This window comes from Pseudomonas entomophila, assembly GCF_013523165.1.
In the GTDB taxonomy this organism is placed as follows: Bacteria; Pseudomonadota; Gammaproteobacteria; order Pseudomonadales; family Pseudomonadaceae; genus Aquipseudomonas; species Aquipseudomonas entomophila_A.
In genome coordinates this window covers 1-21,333 of record NZ_JAAMQI010000033.1, presented here as the reverse complement: position 1 = coordinate 21,333, position 21,333 = coordinate 1, and the positions used below count along the sequence as shown (strand labels likewise).

General features: G+C 63.3%; 16 protein-coding genes, 1 tRNA gene and 1 pseudogene. 5 read left to right on the top strand and 13 right to left on the bottom strand.

What is annotated here, in order from left to right:
• Positions 1-79: 79 nt before the first annotated feature.
• Entirely contained in the window at positions 80-2,146 is a 2,067-nt protein-coding gene (treS, locus tag G7Z99_RS18515; RefSeq protein WP_181096388.1) for a maltose alpha-D-glucosyltransferase, read from the bottom strand.
• Between the two features lie 185 nt (positions 2,147-2,331).
• On the opposite strand from treS, the gene ppnN reads away from it, so the two are divergent.
• Positions 2,332-3,705 (top strand): nucleotide 5'-monophosphate nucleosidase PpnN, encoded by a 1,374-nt coding sequence (gene ppnN / locus G7Z99_RS18510; RefSeq protein WP_181096386.1) that lies wholly within the window; start codon positions 2,332-2,334, stop codon positions 3,703-3,705.
• 130 nt (positions 3,706-3,835) lie between these two features.
• Here ppnN and G7Z99_RS18505 read toward each other — a convergent pair whose 3' ends face one another.
• Positions 3,836-6,367: a bifunctional diguanylate cyclase/phosphodiesterase gene (locus G7Z99_RS18505; RefSeq protein WP_181096384.1), complete on the bottom strand. Its 2,532-nt coding sequence runs from the start codon at positions 6,365-6,367 to the stop codon at positions 3,836-3,838.
• 147 nt (positions 6,368-6,514) lie between these two features.
• Between G7Z99_RS18505 and G7Z99_RS18500 the strand changes: the two genes are divergently transcribed.
• The 3 genes from G7Z99_RS18500 (at position 6,515) to G7Z99_RS18490 (ending at position 10,803) form a co-directional block, all read left to right on the top strand.
• A complete protein-coding gene (locus tag G7Z99_RS18500; RefSeq protein WP_181096382.1) occupies positions 6,515-7,282 on the top strand; it encodes an SDR family oxidoreductase in 768 nt (255 codons plus the stop codon).
• 132 nt (positions 7,283-7,414) lie between these two features.
• Positions 7,415-9,262, top strand: a complete 1,848-nt coding sequence (locus G7Z99_RS18495; protein WP_181096380.1) for an SLC13 family permease — start codon at positions 7,415-7,417, stop codon at positions 9,260-9,262.
• A gap of 113 nt (positions 9,263-9,375) precedes the next feature.
• A complete protein-coding gene (locus G7Z99_RS18490) occupies positions 9,376-10,803 on the top strand; it encodes a GGDEF domain-containing protein (protein ID WP_181096378.1) in 1,428 nt (475 codons plus the stop codon).
• Between the two features lie 247 nt (positions 10,804-11,050).
• On the opposite strand, the gene G7Z99_RS18485 is transcribed toward G7Z99_RS18490, so the two are convergent.
• The 5 genes from G7Z99_RS18485 to G7Z99_RS18465 form a co-directional block, all read right to left on the bottom strand.
• Complete coding sequence (locus G7Z99_RS18485) at positions 11,051-11,209, bottom strand: hypothetical protein (RefSeq protein ID WP_181096370.1); 159 nt, start codon at positions 11,207-11,209, stop codon at positions 11,051-11,053.
• 201 nt (positions 11,210-11,410) lie between these two features.
• A complete protein-coding gene (locus G7Z99_RS18480; protein ID WP_181096368.1) occupies positions 11,411-11,569 on the bottom strand; it encodes a hypothetical protein in 159 nt (52 codons plus the stop codon).
• A 5-nt stretch (positions 11,570-11,574) separates the two neighbouring features.
• A complete protein-coding gene (locus G7Z99_RS18475; protein ID WP_258197082.1) occupies positions 11,575-11,913 on the bottom strand; it encodes a hypothetical protein in 339 nt (112 codons plus the stop codon).
• A 200-nt stretch (positions 11,914-12,113) separates the two neighbouring features.
• On the bottom strand, positions 12,114-13,502 hold the full coding sequence (locus tag G7Z99_RS18470; protein ID WP_181096366.1) for a nucleobase:cation symporter-2 family protein: 1,389 nt from the start codon (positions 13,500-13,502) through the stop codon (positions 12,114-12,116).
• A gap of 203 nt (positions 13,503-13,705) precedes the next feature.
• On the bottom strand, positions 13,706-14,377 hold the full coding sequence (locus G7Z99_RS18465; protein WP_181096364.1) for a Bax inhibitor-1/YccA family protein: 672 nt from the start codon (positions 14,375-14,377) through the stop codon (positions 13,706-13,708).
• A gap of 134 nt (positions 14,378-14,511) precedes the next feature.
• On the opposite strand from G7Z99_RS18465, the gene G7Z99_RS18460 reads away from it, so the two are divergent.
• Positions 14,512-14,599 (top strand) — tRNA-Ser (locus G7Z99_RS18460).
• A gap of 148 nt (positions 14,600-14,747) precedes the next feature.
• Here the strand turns inward: G7Z99_RS18460 and G7Z99_RS18455 are convergent.
• The 6 genes and pseudogenes from G7Z99_RS18455 to G7Z99_RS18430 form a co-directional block, all read right to left on the bottom strand.
• Positions 14,748-16,634 carry a sensor domain-containing diguanylate cyclase gene (locus G7Z99_RS18455; RefSeq protein WP_181096362.1) on the bottom strand — a complete coding sequence of 629 codons (1,887 nt, stop codon included), beginning with the start codon at positions 16,632-16,634 and terminating at the stop codon, positions 14,748-14,750.
• Between the two features lie 493 nt (positions 16,635-17,127).
• Complete coding sequence (locus G7Z99_RS18450; protein ID WP_181096352.1) at positions 17,128-17,325, bottom strand: hypothetical protein; 198 nt, start codon at positions 17,323-17,325, stop codon at positions 17,128-17,130.
• A 687-nt stretch (positions 17,326-18,012) separates the two neighbouring features.
• Complete coding sequence (locus G7Z99_RS18445) at positions 18,013-18,390, bottom strand: DUF4440 domain-containing protein (RefSeq protein WP_181096350.1); 378 nt, start codon at positions 18,388-18,390, stop codon at positions 18,013-18,015.
• Between the two features lie 508 nt (positions 18,391-18,898).
• Positions 18,899-20,455 carry a type VI lipase adapter Tla3 domain-containing protein gene (locus G7Z99_RS18440; RefSeq protein WP_181096348.1) on the bottom strand — a complete coding sequence of 519 codons (1,557 nt, stop codon included), beginning with the start codon at positions 20,453-20,455 and terminating at the stop codon, positions 18,899-18,901.
• 22 nt (positions 20,456-20,477) lie between these two features.
• Positions 20,478-20,747 carry a PAAR domain-containing protein gene (locus G7Z99_RS18435; RefSeq protein ID WP_181096346.1) on the bottom strand — a complete coding sequence of 90 codons (270 nt, stop codon included), beginning with the start codon at positions 20,745-20,747 and terminating at the stop codon, positions 20,478-20,480.
• A pseudogene (locus tag G7Z99_RS18430) lies at positions 20,744-21,333 on the bottom strand (DUF2875 family protein); the annotation flags it as partial. The pseudogene G7Z99_RS18430 and the gene G7Z99_RS18435, both read right to left, overlap by 4 nt.

Below are 21,333 nucleotides of genomic sequence, written 5' to 3'. Positions count from 1 at the left end.
ATTGGGCCCGCCAGGGCCCACAAACCAGCGCCCTCAACCTGTCAGTCAGAGCACCTCAGGTTCAGCTCCTCTTCCCTCCTCACAAATGCCCGGTACTGCTGACGATCCGCAACGACAGCGCCTCGTACGGATCCAGGTTGATCTGCACCACCCCGTCCTCGCTCAGGTCGCCTTCCACGGTTTCGTTGATCATGTCCACCACCGGCCCTGGGGTGAACCCGGTCAGCGTCAGGGGTTCGCTGATGACCTCGTTGCTGAAGTTAAGCGCCGTGATCTGGATGCCGCGGCCGGCAGGCAGCTCATGCACCATCACCAGCAAGCCAGGGCTGGTCACCTCCGGCACCAGGATCTGCCGGCTGCTGGCGATGCCGTACGCCTGACGTACCGCCAGCACCTTCTTGACCATGCAGGCGAACGAGTCGCCTTCGGCCAGCTGCGCCTCGAGGCTGCCATACAGCGCGCGTGCACGCGGAATGCCCATCACCGACGTTTCGGCCTGCGGCGCTGCGCCGGCCAGGTCGTAGCCCCCACGGTGGATCCAGCGGGTATCGCCGTCGGTCATGCGCTCGGCGACCTGCTCGGGCGCCAGCGGCAAGGCCCCCACCAGGTCCCAGCCGGACAACGCGAACACGCCCGGCTGCATGGCGTTGTACATCACCAGCAGCAGGTGGATCTTCTGGATCAGCTTCAGGTCCTGCGGCCCGATGGCGTCCAGGTCTCGCATCCCCAGGGCGGCAGTGATGATGCTGACCGTGGTGCAGGACACGCCGTTGGTGACGAAGCGCAGGTTGTACGGCGCGTGCTCGCCGGAGAGCAGTTCGTACATTTCCTCGCGGATGTGCTCGCGCAGAATGCTGCCAGGGAAGGTCTGGCCTTTGTAGAGGTACATGTCGTGGGCGTGCAAGGTCCAGAAATGCACCAGCTCGATGGTCAGCTCATCGTGGTTCTGCAAGGCATGGATCAGCGACGCCGGGTCGATCTCGTAGCGGTGCATCTCGTGCAGCATCAGGCGCAGGAACTCGGTGTTGCCGGTCAGCAGGGCGTGCTGGTAGGCCGGGCGCGTGACGAAGTCATAGGACAGGTCGGCGCCGCCCTTGGACATCTGCGCGATGTCGTCCAGCGTCAGGTTCAGTTCCTGGAAGCTGAAGCCACCGGCCTTGCGGATCATCCCGCCGAGGATCTGGTTGCCGGTGAGCGACAGGGGGTGACTCTCCGACCAGGCGGTGTCGTTGGCGCGGATCTCCACCCCCAGGAAGCCGTTGGCATCCAGGCGCAGGCCGCGCGAGCCCAGGCAGTCGATCGAGTGCAGCGCATCGCCGATGATCAGTTGCTGGGCCGCGAAACTCGGGTCCAGCCAGTTCAACGAAGGCTGGCCTTCCTTGAAGTAGTGCAGGTACACCCAGCGACGCGGCTTGCCATCGACCCCGACGATCACCGGCGTGGCGCTCCAGTCGGTCTCCTTGACCCCAGGCTCGAAGAAGATCACCCGTTGCAGCTGGCCGACGATGTAGTGCCGGGTCTTGAGTTCGTCGCACACGGCCGGCGGCAGGTTGACCGCGTCGCGGCCTTCCGGCACGTCCGGCAGCAGGCCCCAGTCTTCCTCGCGTACTTCGACCATGTGGTAGATGCCGGGGTACGCACCGTGACCCAGCTCGGCCAGACGGAAGTCGGCACCCTTGCCGGTGTGCGACGGGATGGAGTCGTCGATGGTCACCGCGTTGTGCGCGGCCGCGATGCGGCTCATCTGGATGAGCTCCTGCTCGCTCCCGTACAGCGGGTCGATGTCGAAGCTGATGCGGTCGAAGTTGCCGTCCACGCTGGGCGTGAACGTACGCCCGCGGATGCCGCCGGCCCGCTTGATCGGGCCGGTGTGGATACCCTGCACGCCGATCTCGGACAGACGCTTCCACAGGTCGGTATGCCCCAGAGCCTGAAGCACGCTGTCGCCTTCGGCCGCGATGATCGAGTCGGGGTAGACCGTCAGCCATACCGAAGCGATCTCGATGGCGCGCCGTGGCCGGGCTTCGGCGTAGGGGTTCATCCACAGCCGGGACTGCCCCGAATACGTCCGGGCCCTGTCCTGGGCCGCCTTGAGCATGGACTGGCTTTCGAGCCACTCCACGTATGCCTTGTCCGGTGCCGTCATCTAACCCCTCCGGTGTCTGCGAATGACCATGTCCAAGACTCTAGACGGCAAGGCCGGGCAAACGTTCTGACGACTTGGCGAGCGGCGCGGATGCGCTTTTCGCCTGCCCCCTCGTTGTCGCACGGATTTAGCGGTATGGTGAAGCCATGGAAAGAAAGGATGTTCATCCGCACAGGAAACCCAGCATGCTCCAACGCAACGTCATCAATGCCTCCATCAGCCCCAAGGGCAGCCTGGAAACCTTGTCACAACGTGAAGTCCAGCAACTGAGTCAATTCGGCAGCGGCAGCCTGTACACGCTGTTCCGCCAGTGCGTGCTGGCCATCCTCAACACCGGCGCCCATGTCGACAACGCCAAGACCATCCTGGAGGCCTACCAGGACTTCGAGGTGCGCATCCACCAGCAGGACCGCGGCGTGCGCCTGGAGCTGCTCAACGCCCCGGCCGATGCCTTCGTCGACGGCGAAATGATCGCCAGCACCCGCGAAATGCTGTTCTGCGCCCTGCGCGACATCGTCTACACCGAGAGCGAACTGGCCAGCCAGCGGATCGACCTGGAGAGCTCGCAGGGCATCACCGACTATGTCTTCCACCTGCTGCGCAACGCGCGCACCCTGCGCCCGGGCGTGGAGCCCAAGCTGGTGGTGTGCTGGGGCGGTCACTCGATCAGCAACGAGGAATACCAGTACACCAAGAAGGTCGGCCACGAGCTGGGCCTGCGCAAGCTGGACATCTGCACCGGCTGCGGCCCGGGCGTGATGAAAGGCCCGATGAAGGGCGCGACCATCGCCCATGCCAAGCAGCGCATGCACGGCAGCCGCTACCTGGGCCTCACCGAGCCAGGCATCATCGCCGCCGAAGCGCCCAACCCGATCGTCAACGAACTGGTGATCCTGCCGGACATCGAAAAGCGCCTGGAAGCCTTCGTGCGCGTGGGCCATGGCATCATCATCTTCCCCGGTGGCGCGGGCACGGCCGAGGAATTCCTGTACCTGCTCGGCATCCTGATGCACCCGGACAACCACGACCTGCCCTTCCCGGTGATCCTGACCGGCCCGCGCAGCGCCGAGCCGTTCCTGCGCCAGCTCCACGACTTCGTCGGCGCGACCCTGGGCGAGGCTGCGCAGCAGCACTACACGATGGTCATCGACGACCCGGCCCAGGTGGCGCGGCAAATGGTCGAGGGGCTCAAGACGGTCAAGCAGTTCCGCCGCGAGCGCAACGACGCCTTCCACTTCAATTGGCTGCTCAAGATCGAGGAAAGCTTCCAGCGCCCGTTCGACCCGACCCACGAGAACATGGCCAACCTGGCCTTGCGTCGCGACTTGCCGCCCCACGAGCTGGCCGCGAACCTGCGGCGTGCGTTCTCCGGGATCGTCGCGGGCAACGTGAAGGACAAGGGCATCCGCCTGATCGAAGAGCACGGGCCGTACCAGATCCGTGGGGACAGCGCGGTGCTCGATCCGCTGGGGCGTCTGCTGCAGGCGTTCGTCGAGCAGCATCGGATGAAGTTGCCAGGTGGGGCCGCCTACGTGCCGTGCTATCAGGTCGCGACCTGATTCGACACCTTTGACCGGTACCCGCTCGCCAGCGGTTGCCGGTCTTGCCATGGGCGGGCTTTCCCAGGCCCTTGGGGCTGCGTGAAGCCCGCCCTGCCCACCTGGCCTGAAACGGGCTCGTCTCTGCCGCTCACTGCGACATCAGCCGCACCAACGCTTCGTTCTCGATCGGTCGGCTCAGCAGGTACCCCTGCACTTCATGACACTGGTCCTCGATCAGCAATGCCAGCTGCTCGGGCGTTTCCACGCCCTCGGCGGTGACGGTCATGCCCATGGCGTTGCCCAGGTTGATGATCGCCTGCACCACGCAGCGGTCGCTGTCGCTCTTGCCCAGCGCCTGCGTGAAGCGCTTGTCGATCTTGATGCCGTCGAAGGGGTAGGTACGCAGGTAGCCCAACGACGAATACCCCGTCCCGAAATCGTCCATGTTCAGGCGCACACCCAGCTCCTTGAGCGCCTGCATGGTATGGAGCGCCCCTTCGACGTCGTTGAGCATCACGTTCTCGGTAATCTCCAGCTCCAGTCGGCGGGCCGGCAGCCCGGTCGCCATGAGCACGTCATGGACGTCCCGCACCACGTCACTGCGGCTGAACTGCGCAGGCGACAGGTTCACCGAGACCGTGATCTCGAGCGGCCAGGCGCGGGCACGTTCGCAGGCCTCGTGCATCACCCAGTTGCCCAGCAACACGATCAGGTCCGACTCCTCGGCCAGCGGGATGAACGCATCGGGCGCCTGCAGGCCGCGCACCGGATGCTGCCAACGTACCAGGGCCTCGGCCGCGGCGATCGTGACGCCATCCACGCGAAAGCGCGGTTGGTAATGCAGGCGCAACTGGCCGTGCAGGATCGCGTCGCGCAGCTCTTGCTGCAGGAGGCGCTTGTCCAGCAAGGCGGTGCTCATGGCGCTGGAAAAGTAGCGCCAGGTGTTGTGGCCTTCGCGCTTGGCGGTGTCCAGGGCAATGTCGGCGTAGCGCAGCAGCTCCAGGGGCGTGCCGCCCTGTTCGCTCGACAGCGCCACCCCCACGCTGACACCGACCTGCACGGTTCGACCCTCGAACTGGATCGGTTGGCGCACACTGTCGATGATCCGCGTGCAGAAGCGGTCCAGCTCTGGCCGCTGGCCTGGCTTGACCAGCACGATGACGAACTCGTCACCGTCGAGCCGGGCGATGAGGTCACCGTCACGGGTCGCCTGCACCAGGCGCTCGGTCACTTCCAGCAGCACCGCATCCCCGGCAGGGTGACCGATGCCTTCATTGATGAGCTTGAACTGCTCCAGGTCCAGCATCACCACGGCCAGCTCGGGTGGCTCGTTGTGCGCCAGGTGCTCGAGATGGCGGTACAGCTTGTTACGGTTGGGCAGGTTGGTGAGCGCATCGTGCAGGGACAGGTGCTGGATCTGCGCGTGGGCTGCGACTTGATCGGTGATGTCAGTGGTCGTCCCACGAAACCCCTGGCACTGATCGGCGGCGAGAATGGCCCGTGCCGAGATCCGGCAGATACGCTGCGCCCCAGAGCGATCGCGATAGCCACAGCGCAGCACACCCGGCTCGCCGGAGCTGCCCAGTTCACGCAGCCAGGCGTCCAGCTCGCCCGTGCAGCAGTCGAGCAGGTCGGTGATCGGCCGGCCCAGCCAGTGGCTGGTCTCCAGGCCGGTCAACTCGGTGAACCGGCTGGACAGGTAGATCAGCCGCAGGCTCGGGTCGGTCTCCCAGATCCAGTCGGACGCGGACTCGGCGATGGCCTTGAAGCGCGCTTCGCTGGTTTGCAGGGCCGCCTTCGACGCCGCCAGACGCTGCTGCCCACGATCGATGCTGGCGCTGACGCGCAGGGCATATCGACCCAGGACCGCGACGATCAGGGCAATGAGCAGGGTCGCCAGGATCAGCGGGATACCCACGGCATGCAGGAGCGCCTTGCCAGGCTGGGCGACCTGCCAGGTCAGCCACTGACCGCTGCCGGGCAGCGGCAGGCTGTCGGCAGCCGGCCCATGCGGCGCGCGCGTGGCCAGCGAAACGCCTTCGAGACCGGCCGAACGACCGAGCATGGCCAGCAGGTCGTCATCCAGGACGCGAATGAAGGCCAGCACGGTGTTCGGCGATGGCAAGGCGTCGGCCGGGGTCGGCGGGCGGATCACCGCGGCGGTGAACAGTGCGGGGCGCCCTTCGTACAGCAGGTAACCCGTCGTTGCCTCCTGCTCGAGGGCTGCCTCGCGGGCCGCTGCCAGGATCGTGGCTTCCTGGGTGCTGCGCTGGGACAGGCCGTCGCCGCTCAGCTGCCCGTCGACGACGGCATAGCGGGTCCCGGCGTCGTCCAGCACGTACACCCCTTCATAACCGTCCTCGCTGTAGAGCGTCGCGCCAATGTTGTCTTCGTCGAAGGCCCACTGCGTGTTCACGGTACGCGACAGGTGATCGTAGGCCGCCTGCCAGAGGGCATGGCCGGTGATGTAGGAGCGCTCGGCCTTTTCCAGCTGGGCCAAGGTGGATTCGATGTGGAAGCGACTGACGTGGGCTTCACGCTCGTCCAGCGAGCCGGCCAGCCGGTACAACGACGTCAGCATGACCAGCAGCATCACGACCAGCAGGCCGGAAAACGCCAGCATCAGCCGACGAATCACCTGGTTGCGAGTGGACAGGCCCTTGTCACGGTTACGATCCATTCGATTTTTCGTCTCGCTTCGGAGTATGCACCATAGACCCGCTGCAGCCTGGGGTGATCGTAGCAGATGACGACCGGACACGGACCTTCGGGTGGCTATCGGTGTACGCCCGTCTAGACTCTGGGCGACGTCAACGAGGAGGCACGTATGCCCAGAACCACGCTGTTCGACCTGGAGGGCAAGATCGCCCTGGTGTCCGGGGCCAGCCGCGGCATCGGCGAGGCCATCGCCCACCTGCTGGCGGCACAGGGCGCCGAGGTCATCGTTTCCAGCCGGCGCCTGGACGCCTGCACCCAGGTCGCCGAAGCCATCGTGGCGGCCGGGGGTCGCGCTTCGGCCCTGGCCTGCCACATCGGCGAACCCGAGCAGATCCGCCAGGCGATGGCCCAGGTGCGCGAGCGCTTCGGCCGGCTCGACATCCTGGTCAACAACGCCGCCACCAACCCTCAGATGTGCCATGTGCTCGACACCGACCTCGGTGCATTCCAGAAGACCGTGGACGTCAACATCCGCGGGTATTTCTTCATGTCCGTGGAGGCCGGCAAGCTGATGCGTGAGCAGGGCGGCGGCAGCATCATCAACGTCGCCTCGATCAACGGCGTTTCGCCAGGCGCTCTTCAGGGCGTCTATTCCATGACCAAGGCGGCAGTGATCAACATGACCAAGGTCTTCGCCACCGAATGTGCCGGGCTGGGCATCCGCTGCAACGCACTGCTGCCAGGCCTCACCGACACGCGCTTCGCGTCGGCGCTGGTCAAGAGCCCGGCCATCCTCGACGAGGTCTTGCGGCGCGTTCCGCTCAAGCGGGTGGCCGCCCCGCGCGAGATGGCCGGCGCCGTGCTGTACCTGGCCAGCGAAGCGTCCAGCTACACCACCGGCGCGGTGCTGAACGTCGACGGGGGCTACCTGGCCTGACGAAGGCCAGAACCACCTCACGCACCGTGTGGCTCGCGCCCGATCCGTTGCACTGCGTCAATGCCAGGGCCGCCGCGAACCGCCACACTGCACAGCATTGCCGGTCGCCGGTGCTCAAGGTCACCCGTGTCGATGAATCACCCATTGTTGAGCGTGCTGGGTCTGCTGGTGGTCATGATCGGCCTGTTCCTGATCAACCGACCGCGCATGGACGTGGTCGCGCTGCTGGCGATGCTGGCCTTGCCCTTGACCGGTGTGCTGAGCGTCGAGCAGACCCTGGCCGGCTTCGGCGACCCGAACGTGGTGCTGATCGCCGCGCTGTTCGTGATCGGCGAGGGCCTGGTCAGGACGGGCGTGGCCTACCGGATCGGGGTCTGGCTGAGCGAGCGAGCCGGGCGCAGTGAGGCTCGCCTGTTGACGCTGCTGATGCTGGCCGTGGCCGGCTTGGGGTCGGTGATGAGTTCGACGGGGGTGGTCGCACTTTTCATCCCCGTGGTCCTGAGCCTGTGCGCACGGCTCGGGCTTGCACCCGGCCGGCTGATGATGCCGCTGAGCTTCGCAGGCCTGATCAGCGGCATGCTCAGCCTGGTGGCGACCCCGCCGAACGTGGTGGTGCACAGCGAACTGGTGCGCCAGGGCCAGGCAGGGTTCGGCTTTTTCAGCATCACGCCGTTCGGGCTGGTGATCCTGCTGCTCGGTATCGGCTACCTGCTCTGGGCACGCCGCTTTCTGCGGGTGCCCGAGCCCGCTGCCCAGCGCGCACCTGGCACCCGGACCCTGCTCGACCTGGTACGCGACTACGCCCTGAGCGGCCGTGAGCGTCGCTTGCGGGTCGCACCGGCCTCTCCCCTGGTCGGGCATACCCTCGGCGAGTTGCAGTTGCGCACCCGCCATGGCGCCAACGTGATCGGCATCGAGCGTCAGCAGCACCTGACCACGCGGATCAAGGCCGCCGAGGCCACGACCCGCATCGAACCGGGCGATGTCCTGCTGCTGGACCTGTTCGGTGCACCCGACGCCCTGGCCACGTTGTGCCAGACCCAGCACCTCGAACCGCTACGGTTCAAGGCCGCCTATTTCATCGACCAGTCCCAGGACATCGGCATGGCCGAGGTACTCCTGCCGCCCGGCTCGTGCCTGATCGACCACAGCGTGCTGAGCCTGGGTTTTCGCAGCCGCTTCGGATTGCACGTGACCGGCCTGCGGCGCGAACAGGCAGCGCTCACCGAGCACCTGGTCGAGCGCCCCCTGCGCATGGGCGACACCCTGCTGGTGGTCGGCCCCTGGAAAGCGATCCGACGGCTCCAGGCCCAGCCCGAGGACTTTCTGGTGCTGGGCCTGCCCGCCGAGATCGAGCAGGTGGCCCCTGCCCGCGCACGGGCGCCCCAGGCGCTGCTCAGCCTGGCGGTGATGGTGGCGTTGATGGTCAGCGGACTGGTGCCCAACGTGCTGGCCGCGTTGATCGGTTGCCTGCTGATGGGCGCCGGACGCTGCATCGACCTGAACAGTGCCTACCGGGCGATTCACTGGCCCAGCCTGATCCTGATCGTCGGCCTGCTGCCCTTCGCCACTGCCCTGCAGACCACCGGCGGCATCGACCTGGCCGTCGCGGGCCTGGTCGGGGTGCTGGGCGATGCCAGCCCTCGCGTGCTGCTGGCCTGCCTGTTCGCGCTGACCGCGACCATCGGCCTGTTCATTTCCAACACCGCGACCGCCGTGCTGATGGCGCCGGTCGCCGTCAGCCTGGCGACGACGCTCGGGCTGGCGCCGCAGCCATTTGCGATGACCGTGGCGCTGGCGGCCTCGGCCGCCTTCATGACGCCGGTCTCTTCCCCGGTCAATACCCTGGTGATGGGACCAGGCGGTTACCGCTTCGTCGATTTCGTCAAGCTGGGCGTCCCGTTCACGCTGCTGGTGATGCTGGTGACGGTTCTAATGGTGCCTTGGCTGTTCCCCTTCGAGACAGGCATGAGCCCGTGACGCGTGGGGTCATCCATCAATAATATCCAATTGACATCAGTCAAGAGGTTGCACACACTCCCCTGCACGCCGTCCCAAGCGCCCGCCCACGAGGCCTGGGCGCGGACTTTCGTTTGCCGGACACGTCCATGGTGCCTCCAGCCCTCTCACGCCTGCTTCCCTACCCGGCCCTTACGGCGCTGACGTTCGTCCTCACGCTGGCGGGCATCCTCGCCCGTCCCATCGAGGCGTTGTCATTGTTCTGGCCCGTGAACGCCGTGCTGATCGGGGTGCTGCTGCGCTATCCGCGGCCGGCCACGTTCCTGGGTTTCACGCTGATGTACGCAGCCATGGTCAGCGCCGACCTGGCGTACGGCAGTCAGTGGCTGCCCGCCGTCTGGTACAACCTGTGCAACCTGGGTGCGGTCCTGACCGGCTGGGCCATCCTGGCACGCGTGGCCCGTGCGCACCGCAAGCTGGGGACGCCCTATGCCGTGCTCAACCTCTGTAGCGCCAGTGCAGCAGCGGCAGCGGTGGCGGCCACCCTGGCTTGCGTCTCGGCCATCGCCTGGTTCGACCAGCCGTTGCGCAGCACCTGGCTGGACTGGTTCAGCGAACAATTCTCCACGGCCATCCTGTTGATGCCGGCGCTGCTCACCTGCCCCACCGGCCGCTGGACGCGTCGGGCGGACACCGCCCCGGTACGCCTGATGCCCCTGGCCTTGCTCCTGGCGTCCCTGGCGGTCGCCATTCTGGTCGGTGGGCCTGGCGCGATCGCTTTTCCGATCGCCGCGCTGCTGTGGTGCGCCCTGATCTACTCACCCTTTCTGGTGGCACTGCTGACCCTGGTGGCGGGCAGCACCCTGATCATCGCGGTGGCTCAGGCGCTGCTGCACTACGGTTACCCTGGGCGCGAGGCAGCGGTCAACACACTGGTGTCCGCGCGCCTGGGCATTGCCATGCTGGTGCTGGGACCTCTGGTGGTGGCATGCGTCAGCCATGCCAACCGGGGCCTGCTCGCGCGCCTGCAACGGCAGGCGACCTTGGACCACCTCACTGGCGCTTTGTCACGCAGCGCTTTCACCGAGCGTGCCACTCGCCTGCTCGAGGAGCGCCAGCGTCACGCCCATGCCTCGCCGATCACGCTGATGATGCTGGACATCGACCATTTCAAATCGATCAACGATCAACACGGGCATGCGGCCGGCGATTGCGTCCTCAGGCTGTTCGCGCAGGTGCTCCGGGAACAATTGCGTGAGCAGGACATCCTGGCCCGGCTCGGCGGCGAAGAGTTCGTCATCGCCTTGCCCGGCCTGTCGCCGGAACAGGCCAGGTTCACCGCCGAGCGCCTGTTGCGCACGGTGCGCGCCATGCCCGTGCATCATGCAGGCAAGCAGTTGCACATCACGGTGAGCATCGGCTACGACGGGTGTGCAGTGGGCGAGGTATCGCCCACGCTGGATCAGTTGCTGGACCAGGCGGACCATGCCCTGTACCGCGCCAAGGCCTTGGGCCGGAACCGTACCGAACGTGCCCGCCAGGCGACGGAGTCGATCCTGTAGGGATGCCATCGGCCGACCGGGCATGAGGAAAAGCGCCCCGCACCTGCCCTGGTGAGCGCTATGCGATTGGTCAAATTCTGTTCAAACCGACAGAAGCCGCATGGGACTTAGCTTGCAGTGCGTTATCCACAGACCTACCCACGTTTTCTGTGGATAGATCTCAATCAAATGAACGACTTGTCGCACAGGGTTCGAGTGAATTGCTTGACGCTTCTGTCGCACAGGTACGCAATCGCCTGGCCTGTACTTAACCGGGCGGAATCGTGCCCAGCAGGCCGATCAACAGTGTCAGGATCAGAAAACCGCCGAGAAACAGCGCAAGCTTGCCCATGGTGACCTCTACAAGTGTGTCGAAACGAAGGGGGCCGAGCCATGTGCGGATCAGGTACAGCCCGTGATCGGCCATGTTCGGTGTAGGGTCATTATCCCGCGCCAACTGATACGGTTACAGATCCAGGTCTGACCGAAAAAACCATATCAGATGCGAGCGATGCGTTCGTCCTGATGCCGGTTTTTCGCGTAATGGGCAAACGGCACTGCCCTACCCCGGTCAGGGGCAGAGAAGTGCTTTCGAGGGTGCGGGAAAGGCAGGAAGGCCTGCCGAGGCTCAGGTGCGTTCGGGCTTGTCGCCTTCGCGGCGACCTGTTTGTTGCGCAGTGGTCTTGCCGTCGTCCGACTCGCTGGTGCCGGAGCGCGAAGCGTCGTTGTCACGCTCGACTTCGCCAGGTTTACGTTGCGGGTCGGTACTGCCGGTCTGCTTGTCCATGGTGCTCAGCCTCCAAGGGATACGAAGCCTTGGAGTGCCAGTGGCGTCGACTGGTTCACCCGCACCGGGCCGGCGCAGGTGTGCTGCAAGGCCAATTGGCGCGCCTTGGCGACCCCATTGGCCAGCGCGCGCGTCATCGACTCGCCGGGGCGCTCGTCATGCGCCTCTTCATGCAGCGCCATGCCCGAGGCGGCATAGATCCCCATGAACACCTGCGTGACGCCGCTACGCGACAACCGTACCTGGACATCGATGGTGGTGCCGTCGGTGAGGGTTTCCGGATGCGTTCGATGGTGGAGCGTTGCATCGGCCCACGACCAGAAGAGGTCTCCGCGAATTCTCATGCCAGCGCTCCTGCGACTTTCGTTGTAGAGGTCTTGCCAATACTCCACACAGTAGCGCAAGCCACGTGACAGGCCACTGACAAAGCCTACGTTTGGCGAGAAATTCGGACAGCCGGTTGAACCAACCTGAACAACGAGAGTCCGCCCCGCCACACTTCAGGCGTGTGCAGGTGCTGGACGGGACATTAGCCGGCCTGCGATCACGTACGCGGGGCGGTTTCAGGCAGGAACCAGTTGAGGATCACCGCGCACAGCCCCCCTGTGGCGACACCGGACTCGAGCACGTCACGCAAGGCCGACGGCATGTGCGCGAGGAACTCCGGCACCTGCGCCACGCCCAGGCCCAACGCCAGCGAGACGGCGATGATCAGCAGTGCACGCCGGTCCAGCGACAGGCTGGCCAGGATGTTGATGCCCGAGGCTGCGACTGCACCGAACATGACCATGGCAGCGCCACCCAGTACCGGCTCCGGCACCGCCTGGATGACCCCGGCCACACTGGGGAACAGCCCCAACAGCACCAGCATCGCGGCGATCCACAGGCCGACGTGGCGGCTGGCGATCCCGGTCAGTTGGATCACCCCGTTGTTCTGGGCGAAGATCGAACTGGGAAAGGTGTTGAACAGACCGGCCAGCAACGAGTTGGCACCGTTGACGAGCACGCCGCCCTTGATTCGCTGCATCCAGATCGGCCCGTCCACCGGCTGGCGCGAGACCTTGCTCGTCGCCGTCACGTCGCCAATGGCTTCGAGGGACGTGACCAGGTAGATCACCAGCATCGGGATGAACAGCGCCCAGGAGAAGCCCAGCCCGAAGTGCAATGGCATCGGTATCTGGACCCAGGCCGCTTCGTGCATGCCGGTGAAATCCAGCCGGCCCAGGTAGCCAGCCAGCGCATAACCCGCAGCGAGCGCGATGACGATGGCGCAGCTGCGCATCCAGACCACCGGCACGCGGTTGAGCACGACGATGATCGCCAGCACGGTGCCGGACAGCAGCAGGTTCTCGCCGTTGGCGAAGGTGCCGTTGCCCATGGCGGTGAAGCCACCCCCCATGCTGATGAGCCCTACCTTGATCAGCGTCAGCCCGATCATCAGCACCACGATGCCGGTCACCAGCGGCGTGATCAGCCGCTTGATGAACGGCAGGATGCGCGACACGCCCATTTCGATGAAGGAGCCCGCGATCACTACACCGAAGATCGCCGCCATCACGCCTTCCACTGGCGTGCCTTGCTTGACCATCAGCGCGCCTCCGGCGATCAGCGGGCCGACGAAGTTGAAGCTGGTGCCCTGCACGATCAACAAGCCGGCGCCGAACGGCCCGAAGCGTCGGCATTGCACGAAGGTGGCGATACCCGAAATGATCAGCGACATCGAGACGATCAGGTTGGTGTCGCGCGCGGGCACGCCGAGCGCCTGACAAATGAGCAGGCCTGGCGTCACGATCGGCACGATGATCGCCAGCAAATGCTGCAACGCTGCCAGCAGCCCGATCAGCGGCCTGGGCTTGTCGTCCAGCCCGAGCACCAGTTCATCGTTGTCGTGGGGGTGCGAACCGGTGGCTGACCTGCGCTCGATGGAACTCATGGATAACTCTGCCCGTGGAAAAGAGGCGCGCATTCTACGGCCAGCGGGGCCATTGGGGTAGGGAAAATCGGACGACCCATCCAGACCGGTAGCTTGAGCGAGGCCCGGCTCAGGCACACGCCTTGCGGCGCAACACACCCCACAAACGACGAAAGGGCGCCAAGCGCCCCCTCGTTGGGTCATGCAGTGGACTGCGGCAAGCCTCAGTCGTCGCTGCCCATGATGCCGAACAGCTGAAGCAGGCTGACGAACAGGTTGTAGATCGAAACGTACAGGCTGATGGTGGCCATGATGTAGTTGCGCTCACCGCCGTGGATGATCGCGCTGGTCTGGAACAGGATGCACACCGACGAGAACAGCACGAAGCCGGCGCTGATCGCCAGTTGCAGGCCGCTGATCTGGAAGAAGAAGCTCGCGATCACGGCGCCCATCAGGACGAAGAAGCCGGCGGTGATGAAGCCGCTGAGGAAGCTCATGTCCTTGCGGGTGGTCAGCACGTAGGCCGACAGGCCGCCGAAGACCAGCGCGGTCATGGCGAACGCGGAGCTGACGACCTCGGCGCCCCCGCTCATGCCCAGGTAACGGTTGAGGATGGGGCCGAGGATGAAGCCCATGAAACCGGTCAGGGCGAAGGTCGACACCAGGCCCCAGACCGAATCACGCAGCTTGGCGGTGAGGAAGAACAGCCCGTAGAAACCGATCAGCACGACGAAGATGTTCGGGTAGCCGACGCGCATCTGCTGGGCGACGAAGGCCATGACACCGCTGAAGGCCAGGGTGAGGGCCAACAGGCCGTACGTGTTGCGCAGGACGCGGCTGACTTCCTGCTGCTCGACCTGCTGGCCGTGGTTGACGGCATAATCCTGTTCGCGCATGGCGACGCTCCTGTGATGAATGGTCCAAGGTTTGAAACATTTGGATGAAGGCAGCATACCAGAGCCTCTGCCTGGGTCGACAGAGAGAGTTTGACAGCTTGTTTCATTCGGGTATGATTGCCGCCGCTGTACACGGAAGCGTGGCCGAGTGGTTTAAGGCAACGGTCTTGAAAACCGTCGATGGGCAACTATCCTAGAGTTCGAATCTCTACGCTTCCGCCATCTTCAAAGCCCTGAGAAATCAGGGCTTTTTTCGTTTCTGGCGGGGCTTGACCGACTCTCAGGCAGCGCCAAAATGCCTACCCTTTCCGAAACGATTTCGGAACACTTCCGAAACTCATGGCAAACCCGATGCCCCTCAGCGCGTTCATCATGGCGCCGCGCCGCTGGCCCCGTGACCTTCCTGCATGGGCACAGGAGGCGCAAAGCGATAGCAATTACGACCCCTGCGCTTGGCATCGTACATGGCGGCATCGGCGCTCGTCATGACCTGTTCGGGCGTCGTGAGTGCATAGGCTGGGCACATCACGATGCCTATGCTCGTCCCGATCCGAACGGTATGGCCCTTGAGATGGAACGGCTGAGCCAGGGCATCGCACAGGGCGCCGGCAATCCGCTCGCACGCATCGGCAGCCTTCGCGCCGGAGGCGATGATGACGAATTCATCTCCCCCGAGGCGACAAACGGTGTCGTGCTGACGCACTTTCTGCCGCAGCCGCTCTGAAACCTGGCACAACAGTTCGTCCCCAAAGTCATGCCCATATTCATCGTTGACCCGTTTGAACCCATCCAGGTCGAGGAAGAAAAGTGAAAAATCTCCCAGGCCCTGCCTGGTACTGCCCACGGCGTCCGTGATTTTTTCCAATAGAGCAGCCCGATTGGGCAGGCCTGTCAGAGGGTCGAGCAGGGCTTTGTCTGTCAGCGATTTTTCTGTGCGCTTCTGATCGGTCACATCCTGAGACATGACAAAGAGTCCTATGACGACGCCGTTTCGGATGTCGGGAATATAGGTTGCGCGCCAGATTCGGCCATCCTGTTCGTCGTAGCGGATATTGTCGCGCGTCGTGCGCTCACCCGCCAGGGCACGTTCGAAGCAGGGCAAGACTTGCTCAAACACCTCGGGCTTCAGAACGGTCTGCACTGGCTGCCCCCGAAGCGACAAAGGGTCAAGCTGGAAGATCTCCTGGTACCGCGCATTGTTGAACACATAGCGCAGATCAGTATCGATCTGTGCGATGAGCATCGGTACGTTGTCAGCAATCGCTTGAAGGGTCTCCTGGCTACGCTCCAGGGCCGCTGTCCGTTCCTGTACGCGCCGCTCGAGCTCTTCATGGTGACTGAATATCAACGCCTCGCTGTGTTTGCGAGAGGTGATGTCCAAGACTGCGGCAATGAAGTGCAAAGGCATGTCGAGCGCGTCTCGCACGATGGCCACACTCAGGCTCACCCATACAATAGAACCCTCCTTGCGAAGATAGCGTTTCTCAAGTGAATAGCTTTTGCAACGGCCGAGCATCAGGTCTGCGACCCTGGCCATATCCTGCTGGATATCGTCTGGATGAGTAATATCGGAGAAGGTCTTTGTAGACAGCTCTTCAGCCGTGTAACCGGTGACTTCGCAAAACTTGCGATTCACGGCCTCGAAACGGCCATGCAGGTCGACGATGGCCTTCCCGGTAGGGGTTTCCTCGAATATGGTTGCAAACCGGGCTTCGCTGAGCGTGCGTGCTCGCTGCTCCTCGGTGATCGCTAGCCGGGCTTGTCCAGCAGTGGTGCGGTAAAATAGCTCACGCTCGACGCTACGCGCCAAGTCTTTCATCGCCGCCAGAGCGTTCGCCTCCAGTGATCGAGGACGGGTATCGATGGCACACAAGGTCCCTACCACAAAGCCTTCACTGGAACGCAGGGGAATACCTGCGTAAAAGCGAATATAGGGTGCGCCGACTACAAGCGGGTTTGCCTGGAAGCGTACGTCCGCCCGCGCATCCTCGACGACGAGAGCGTCCTCCACATGCAATGCGTGCGCGCAGAAGGCTACATCTCGGCTGGTTTCGCAGAGATCCAGCCCTACCTTGGACTTGAACCACTGCCTCTGGGCATCGACCAAAGACACCAAGGCAATCGGCACGTGCAGCAATTCGGCCAACACCCGGGTGAACCGGTCGAAGGTTTCTTCGGCGGGCGTATCCAGCAAGTCCAAGCTGCGAAGAAAGGCTACGCGAGCTGTTTCGTTAGCGGGGTACGAAGCAAGAAGCATGGGCGGGTGTCCAAGGGCGGATGACCTCAATGATATCGGCACCCCTCGCCCTTTCATAAGTCGCCGGGTGGAATCGTGGCAGCCCTCTTGGACCGATCGACTGACATCAGTGGTGAGCACCACACGACGCATTTCGTCGCGCCCGGGCACCCTGGAGGTGATAGTCGTTGATGGATCCAATCGACAACTGGAATACTTGCGCCGTTTTTTTCAGGAGATCCTACACATGTCATACCGGTTCGCTGTCGTCCCGGCCATGCCACCGCGCAACGAGTCCTTTACAAGACACATACGTCGCCCAGCGCAGGTGACAGACAGCGCGTTCGATATCTACGATTGTCACGGCAAGCAACGCCTGGCCCCGACGTTCGCGAACCGCCGCAACGCGGAAGCCGCTTGTCAGCTCCTCAATGGACTGTATCGATCCACCAAGCCCTGAGTGGCGGCCCCATTGCGCGATACGTACAATGCCGCCCCCCGTGAGCGGCCTGGCCTAATCGGGCAGCTCGTACAACGCTGCCGGCCAGCCACTGAAGAAAATGAGAATCCCAGGGATCGACAGCGCCAACAGATACTGTCCTGGTTCGACCAGCACGCCTATGGCCCAGGCTCCCATCAGGGTGCCGCCCACGATGCGTCGATGACGTGGCATGAATTTCTGAAAGGCTTCCCGCCTTATGCGCATTGGCATTGCCCCACTCCTGTCAGGTAGATCACTCGGCCCAGTCACAGCATGTGGCCGTTCGAGTGAAACGTTGCTGATTTACTCGTCCAGCCTCCGCGTCCTGTAATCGGCGATGTCGTCAGCCGTCACGTCTTTCCTGTAGCAGATCGGTGCGTCACCACCGGGCCTGCTGTAAGCGCTTCGCCTTCCACAAGCGCTGCCGTTTCGAGCCGTATTGAAAGGGCAGGCGCACGACCCGGCATAGGAAGCGATCGACTCGGCGATGATCCGCTTCGCTATCTCGTCATCAGATAGCGCATTCTGCCTGGCCTCGGCGACGGATGCTGTGAACACGACAGCGAGCGCCAACGTACCCAGGACACGCATACCGACCTCTCCCCGTCATTGCATACGTGCCAGCGTCACTGGCGACACTCTCGTAGGTGTAGACGAGAAACTAGCAGTTCGCCACCACCCATGGGGATCAACGTCCCTTCAGGAAGTGGCCCCGCTACCGATCATCCACGGATCGATCCAGGCAGGGTTGCTGGTGGCCAGCGCGTCAAGAGCAGGAGCCCGTGTCGAAAGCGTAGCCACAGCCCAGACCGCGTCTTGCGAGGGTCTCGCCAAATGCGAGGGCATCCACATGCAAAGCGCAGCCGAAAAGGCAGACAGGGGCGCGCTGGAGCACGACCGTGCAAGGCGTCGCCATCCCTACGCAGCCCAGGTTTCATGCAAGTGACGCCACAGCACGCGCCCTTCCTGAAAGCTGAACAGCGCCGTCGAAATGCGTGTCTTGGCGGCCTGAGCAGGCAGTCGATGGGTTTCTCGGTAGCAGACCATCGCGCCGTCCGGCCCTTGCGCCAGAATCACCAGGTCGGTCAGTTCGATCGTCAACCCTGGCTGGGTTCCTGAGCGTTGCGTGAAGAGCTGCTCCACGGCCTGCAGATCGACCTGAAGGCCTGTCGGCGTGATCATGGAAAACGCCGGATGAAAGCGCGCGACCATCGACTCGATCTGGCCTTCTCCTCGGGCGAAGAGCGCCTCGATCGCTACGTGAAGGTCGATGACTTCTTCTAGATAAGGGTTCACGACGTCGTGTCCTGGCTCGGCGCTCGATTATGGCCAATTCGGCCAGAGGGCGACAGTTCAGGCATCCCCTCCATGGGGCCCTAAGGCCGGGCCTTTCAACATCTTTGCAAAAAGCCTCAAGACAGAACCATTGTTGCATGCACAGGCTCACTGGCCTGTTACAGGCAAGCGCAGTCCTCCTGTGCAAGCGGTGTGAAAACCCTGAGGATCGATACAGAGATCTAAACATGACCGGAAAAACGTAATGCTACGTGATTCCTGGGTCTGTCTGCCCCACAGACTTTCTTGGAATCCATGTAGCGACGCGTGCTTCGAGTTCATCGTCGAGTTTTCACACAGCCCGTGTGGGATCGGGCTTGCCCGCGATAGCGTCTGGCCCATCACCGCCTGCATCGCGGGCAAGCCCCGCAGGGGATGAATCGCTCTGCCAGATCAGCGATGCGGTTTACATCGTATTAGGCAAAGACGTTGAGTTGAAAGGTATGGTCCCTAAGGCAAATAGGAGCGCTCATGCCGGGGGTGGTCCGTTACCGGGGAGGCCATAGATGAACGGATCAGCGCCGCGGTTCTGCTCGTTCTTCGCCTTGCGGGTCTCAGTGGGCGGGCTGATCATCTGTACGCTAAGGCTGCCATCACTGCCGGCATACACCACGGCACTGGCGCCGCCATCGAGGTAACTGGCGATGGTGGCCAGATTGATTTCCACCAGCGCGCTGCTGACGCCGGTATTGCCCAGGCGCCGGCCGATGTCGTAGCCCTCCTCCACATTGCCCACGTCCAGGCCATGACCATCGGTATTAAGGTTATGCAAGGCGTTGGTCAGGGCGATTTCCGCTTCGGTGTTGTCGGTGGTGTCGTAGAACACGCGTACCGGTTTTTGCCCATCGGGCAAGGTGTCGAGCGCCTTGAGCCAGCCTGCTTGCAAGGCCTTGGCCTGCAAGGCGGGTTTGAGGCGCTGGCCGTTTTCGTCCTGCATCGAGACCTTGATCGGGCGGTGCAGGTAGCCCAGCACTGGTGCTGCATCGAATTCTTTGAGCTGGTGTTCGGCCCAGCGCACGGGCAGCCAGGGGGATGGTTCGAAATGGCCTGGGCCGCGGTTGTTGATGGTTTTCCACAAGGTGGGTAGTTGAGATTGCCAGTAGGCGGTGGACATGGTGTACCTAAGCGCCGGCTCTTTAGCGCCTTTAGCAAGCTCGGCTGCCTTATACCAGTCCATGAAGGCTTTATTCCGATCCCAGTAAAAGGCCCATAACTTGCCTAGATCCGTATTTTTGTTCTGGTTGCCCTCGGCGTCATGGGTGGCGAACGGGCGAATGTAGCGGTCCACCCGGCCCGAGCGCGTGACCAACAGGCCAGTCGTGCTTTCGTAGATCGTTGGAACCACATGGCCACTTTGCAAGCCCGGCGTGCCTGGTTTACGAAAGGGGTCTCGCGCCACATCACCGTCTTGGCTTGCGAGCAAGGCCTGTGGCACCTTAGGGTTATCGTCAAAAAACGTGAACAGGCGTTCAATCATGCCTTGGGCATGGTCCGTGCTTTCATCGTCTTGCCACAGAAACTGGGTAACGCCCAAGGTCGCAGCATTACGCCCTTCATTGATCAGGCCTGCTGCTCTATATCCTTTTGCATAGGGATCAGGCGGTCCAAGCGCAAATACCGGAATCGGCCAATACGTCACTGATTCGCCAGCCGAATTCTTGAATGCGATGCGGACCATGATGTCTGCGGCACTTTCTCTAGATGCCAATGACGGATTATAGTCTTGCGCATGCTGCGAGTAGATTGAGGCAAAGTTGTCGTTCTTCTTTCGAATGAACCGCCAGATTTCGGACTGGCCGTCTCGGTGCAATCCAAGCCCCACTCCTCGAATCTCCAAGGCGTAGCTCCGACCCTGGATGGCCTGCTGTTCAGCAATTTTTGCCGCCATTTCTTTTTCATAGGCGGCACTCTTAGCCCTTTCATAGGCCTGGGTGCCATCTCGCCAGCACATGCTAAAGATCACCAACCAGCCGACAAACACTACAATGCCCCAAGCCAGGGCGGGCTTCAGGCTGCGAAATGCCATGTCAAGTCCTGTGCTCCATCATCTACGCCACACTCACATTCAGCGCATGGCTGGCCACACCCTGACATCCACATGCCAGCCGATGGCCTTGCAGCACCGTAGGCTTACCGTTGAGGCGACGGCTCGGATACCCCTCAATGAAAGCGAACACCCCGCCGTGAAGCGGGCAACTGGCCTTGTCGCCCAACACCGCTGGCGTTTTACCATTGACGGTGTGGGTCCCAGCCAGTTGGCATGAGATCACGCTGCCGCCGCTGCTGGTGGGGTCCCCCAGGCAGATTGGAGCCCTCATGCCGGGGGTGGTCCGTTACCGGGGAGGCCATAGATGAACGGATCAGCGCCGCGGTTCTGCTCATTCTTCGCCTTGCGGGCCTCAGTGGGCGGGCTGATCATCTGTACGCTGAGGCTACCGTCGCTGCCGGCGTACACCACGGCACTGGCGCCGCCATCGAGGTAGCTGGCGATGGTGGCCAGGTTGATTTCCACCAGCGCGCTGCTGACGCCGGTATTACCCAGGCGCCGGCCGATGTCGTAGCCCTCCTCCACATTGCCCACGTCCAGGCCATGGCCATCGGTGTTTAGGCTGTGCAAGGCGTTGGTCAGGGCGATTTCCGCTTCGGTGTTGTCGGTGGTGTCGTAGAACACGCGTACCGGTTTTTGTCCATCGGGCAAGGTGTCCAGCGCCTTGAGCCAGCCTGCTTGCAAGGCCTTGGCTTGCAAGGCGGGTTTGAGGCGCTGGCCGTTTTCGTCTTGCATCGAGACCTTGATCGGGCGGTGCAGGTAGCCCAGCACTGGTGCTGCATCGAATTCTTTGAGCTGGTGTTCGGCCCAGCGCACGGGCAGCCAGGGGGATGGTTCGAAATGGCCTGGGCCGCGGT

Excerpts from the sequence above, each read along its gene's own strand:
- G7Z99_RS18500 (WP_181096382.1), top strand. The coding sequence starts at position 6,515 with ATGCCCAGAACCACGCTGTTCGACCTGGAGGGCAAGATCGCCCTGGTG.
- G7Z99_RS18465 (WP_181096364.1), bottom strand. The coding sequence starts at position 14,377 with ATGCGCGAACAGGATTATGCCGTCAACCACGGCCAGCAGGTCGAGCAG.
- G7Z99_RS18470 (WP_181096366.1), bottom strand. The coding sequence starts at position 13,502 with ATGAGTTCCATCGAGCGCAGGTCAGCCACCGGTTCGCACCCCCACGAC.
- G7Z99_RS18475 (WP_258197082.1), bottom strand. The coding sequence starts at position 11,913 with ATGAGAATTCGCGGAGACCTCTTCTGGTCGTGGGCCGATGCAACGCTC.
- G7Z99_RS18485 (WP_181096370.1), bottom strand. The coding sequence starts at position 11,209 with ATGGCCGATCACGGGCTGTACCTGATCCGCACATGGCTCGGCCCCCTT.
- G7Z99_RS18450 (WP_181096352.1), bottom strand. The coding sequence starts at position 17,325 with ATGCCAATGCGCATAAGGCGGGAAGCCTTTCAGAAATTCATGCCACGT.
- treS (WP_181096388.1), bottom strand. The coding sequence starts at position 2,146 with ATGACGGCACCGGACAAGGCATACGTGGAGTGGCTCGAAAGCCAGTCC.
- G7Z99_RS18435 (WP_181096346.1), bottom strand. The coding sequence starts at position 20,747 with ATGAGGGCTCCAATCTGCCTGGGGGACCCCACCAGCAGCGGCGGCAGC.
- G7Z99_RS18440 (WP_181096348.1), bottom strand. The coding sequence starts at position 20,455 with ATGGCATTTCGCAGCCTGAAGCCCGCCCTGGCTTGGGGCATTGTAGTG.
- G7Z99_RS18480 (WP_181096368.1), bottom strand. The coding sequence starts at position 11,569 with ATGGACAAGCAGACCGGCAGTACCGACCCGCAACGTAAACCTGGCGAA.
- G7Z99_RS18505 (WP_181096384.1), bottom strand. The coding sequence starts at position 6,367 with ATGGATCGTAACCGTGACAAGGGCCTGTCCACTCGCAACCAGGTGATT.
- G7Z99_RS18495 (WP_181096380.1), top strand. The coding sequence starts at position 7,415 with ATGAATCACCCATTGTTGAGCGTGCTGGGTCTGCTGGTGGTCATGATC.
- ppnN (WP_181096386.1), top strand. The coding sequence starts at position 2,332 with ATGCTCCAACGCAACGTCATCAATGCCTCCATCAGCCCCAAGGGCAGC.
- G7Z99_RS18455 (WP_181096362.1), bottom strand. The coding sequence starts at position 16,634 with ATGCTTCTTGCTTCGTACCCCGCTAACGAAACAGCTCGCGTAGCCTTT.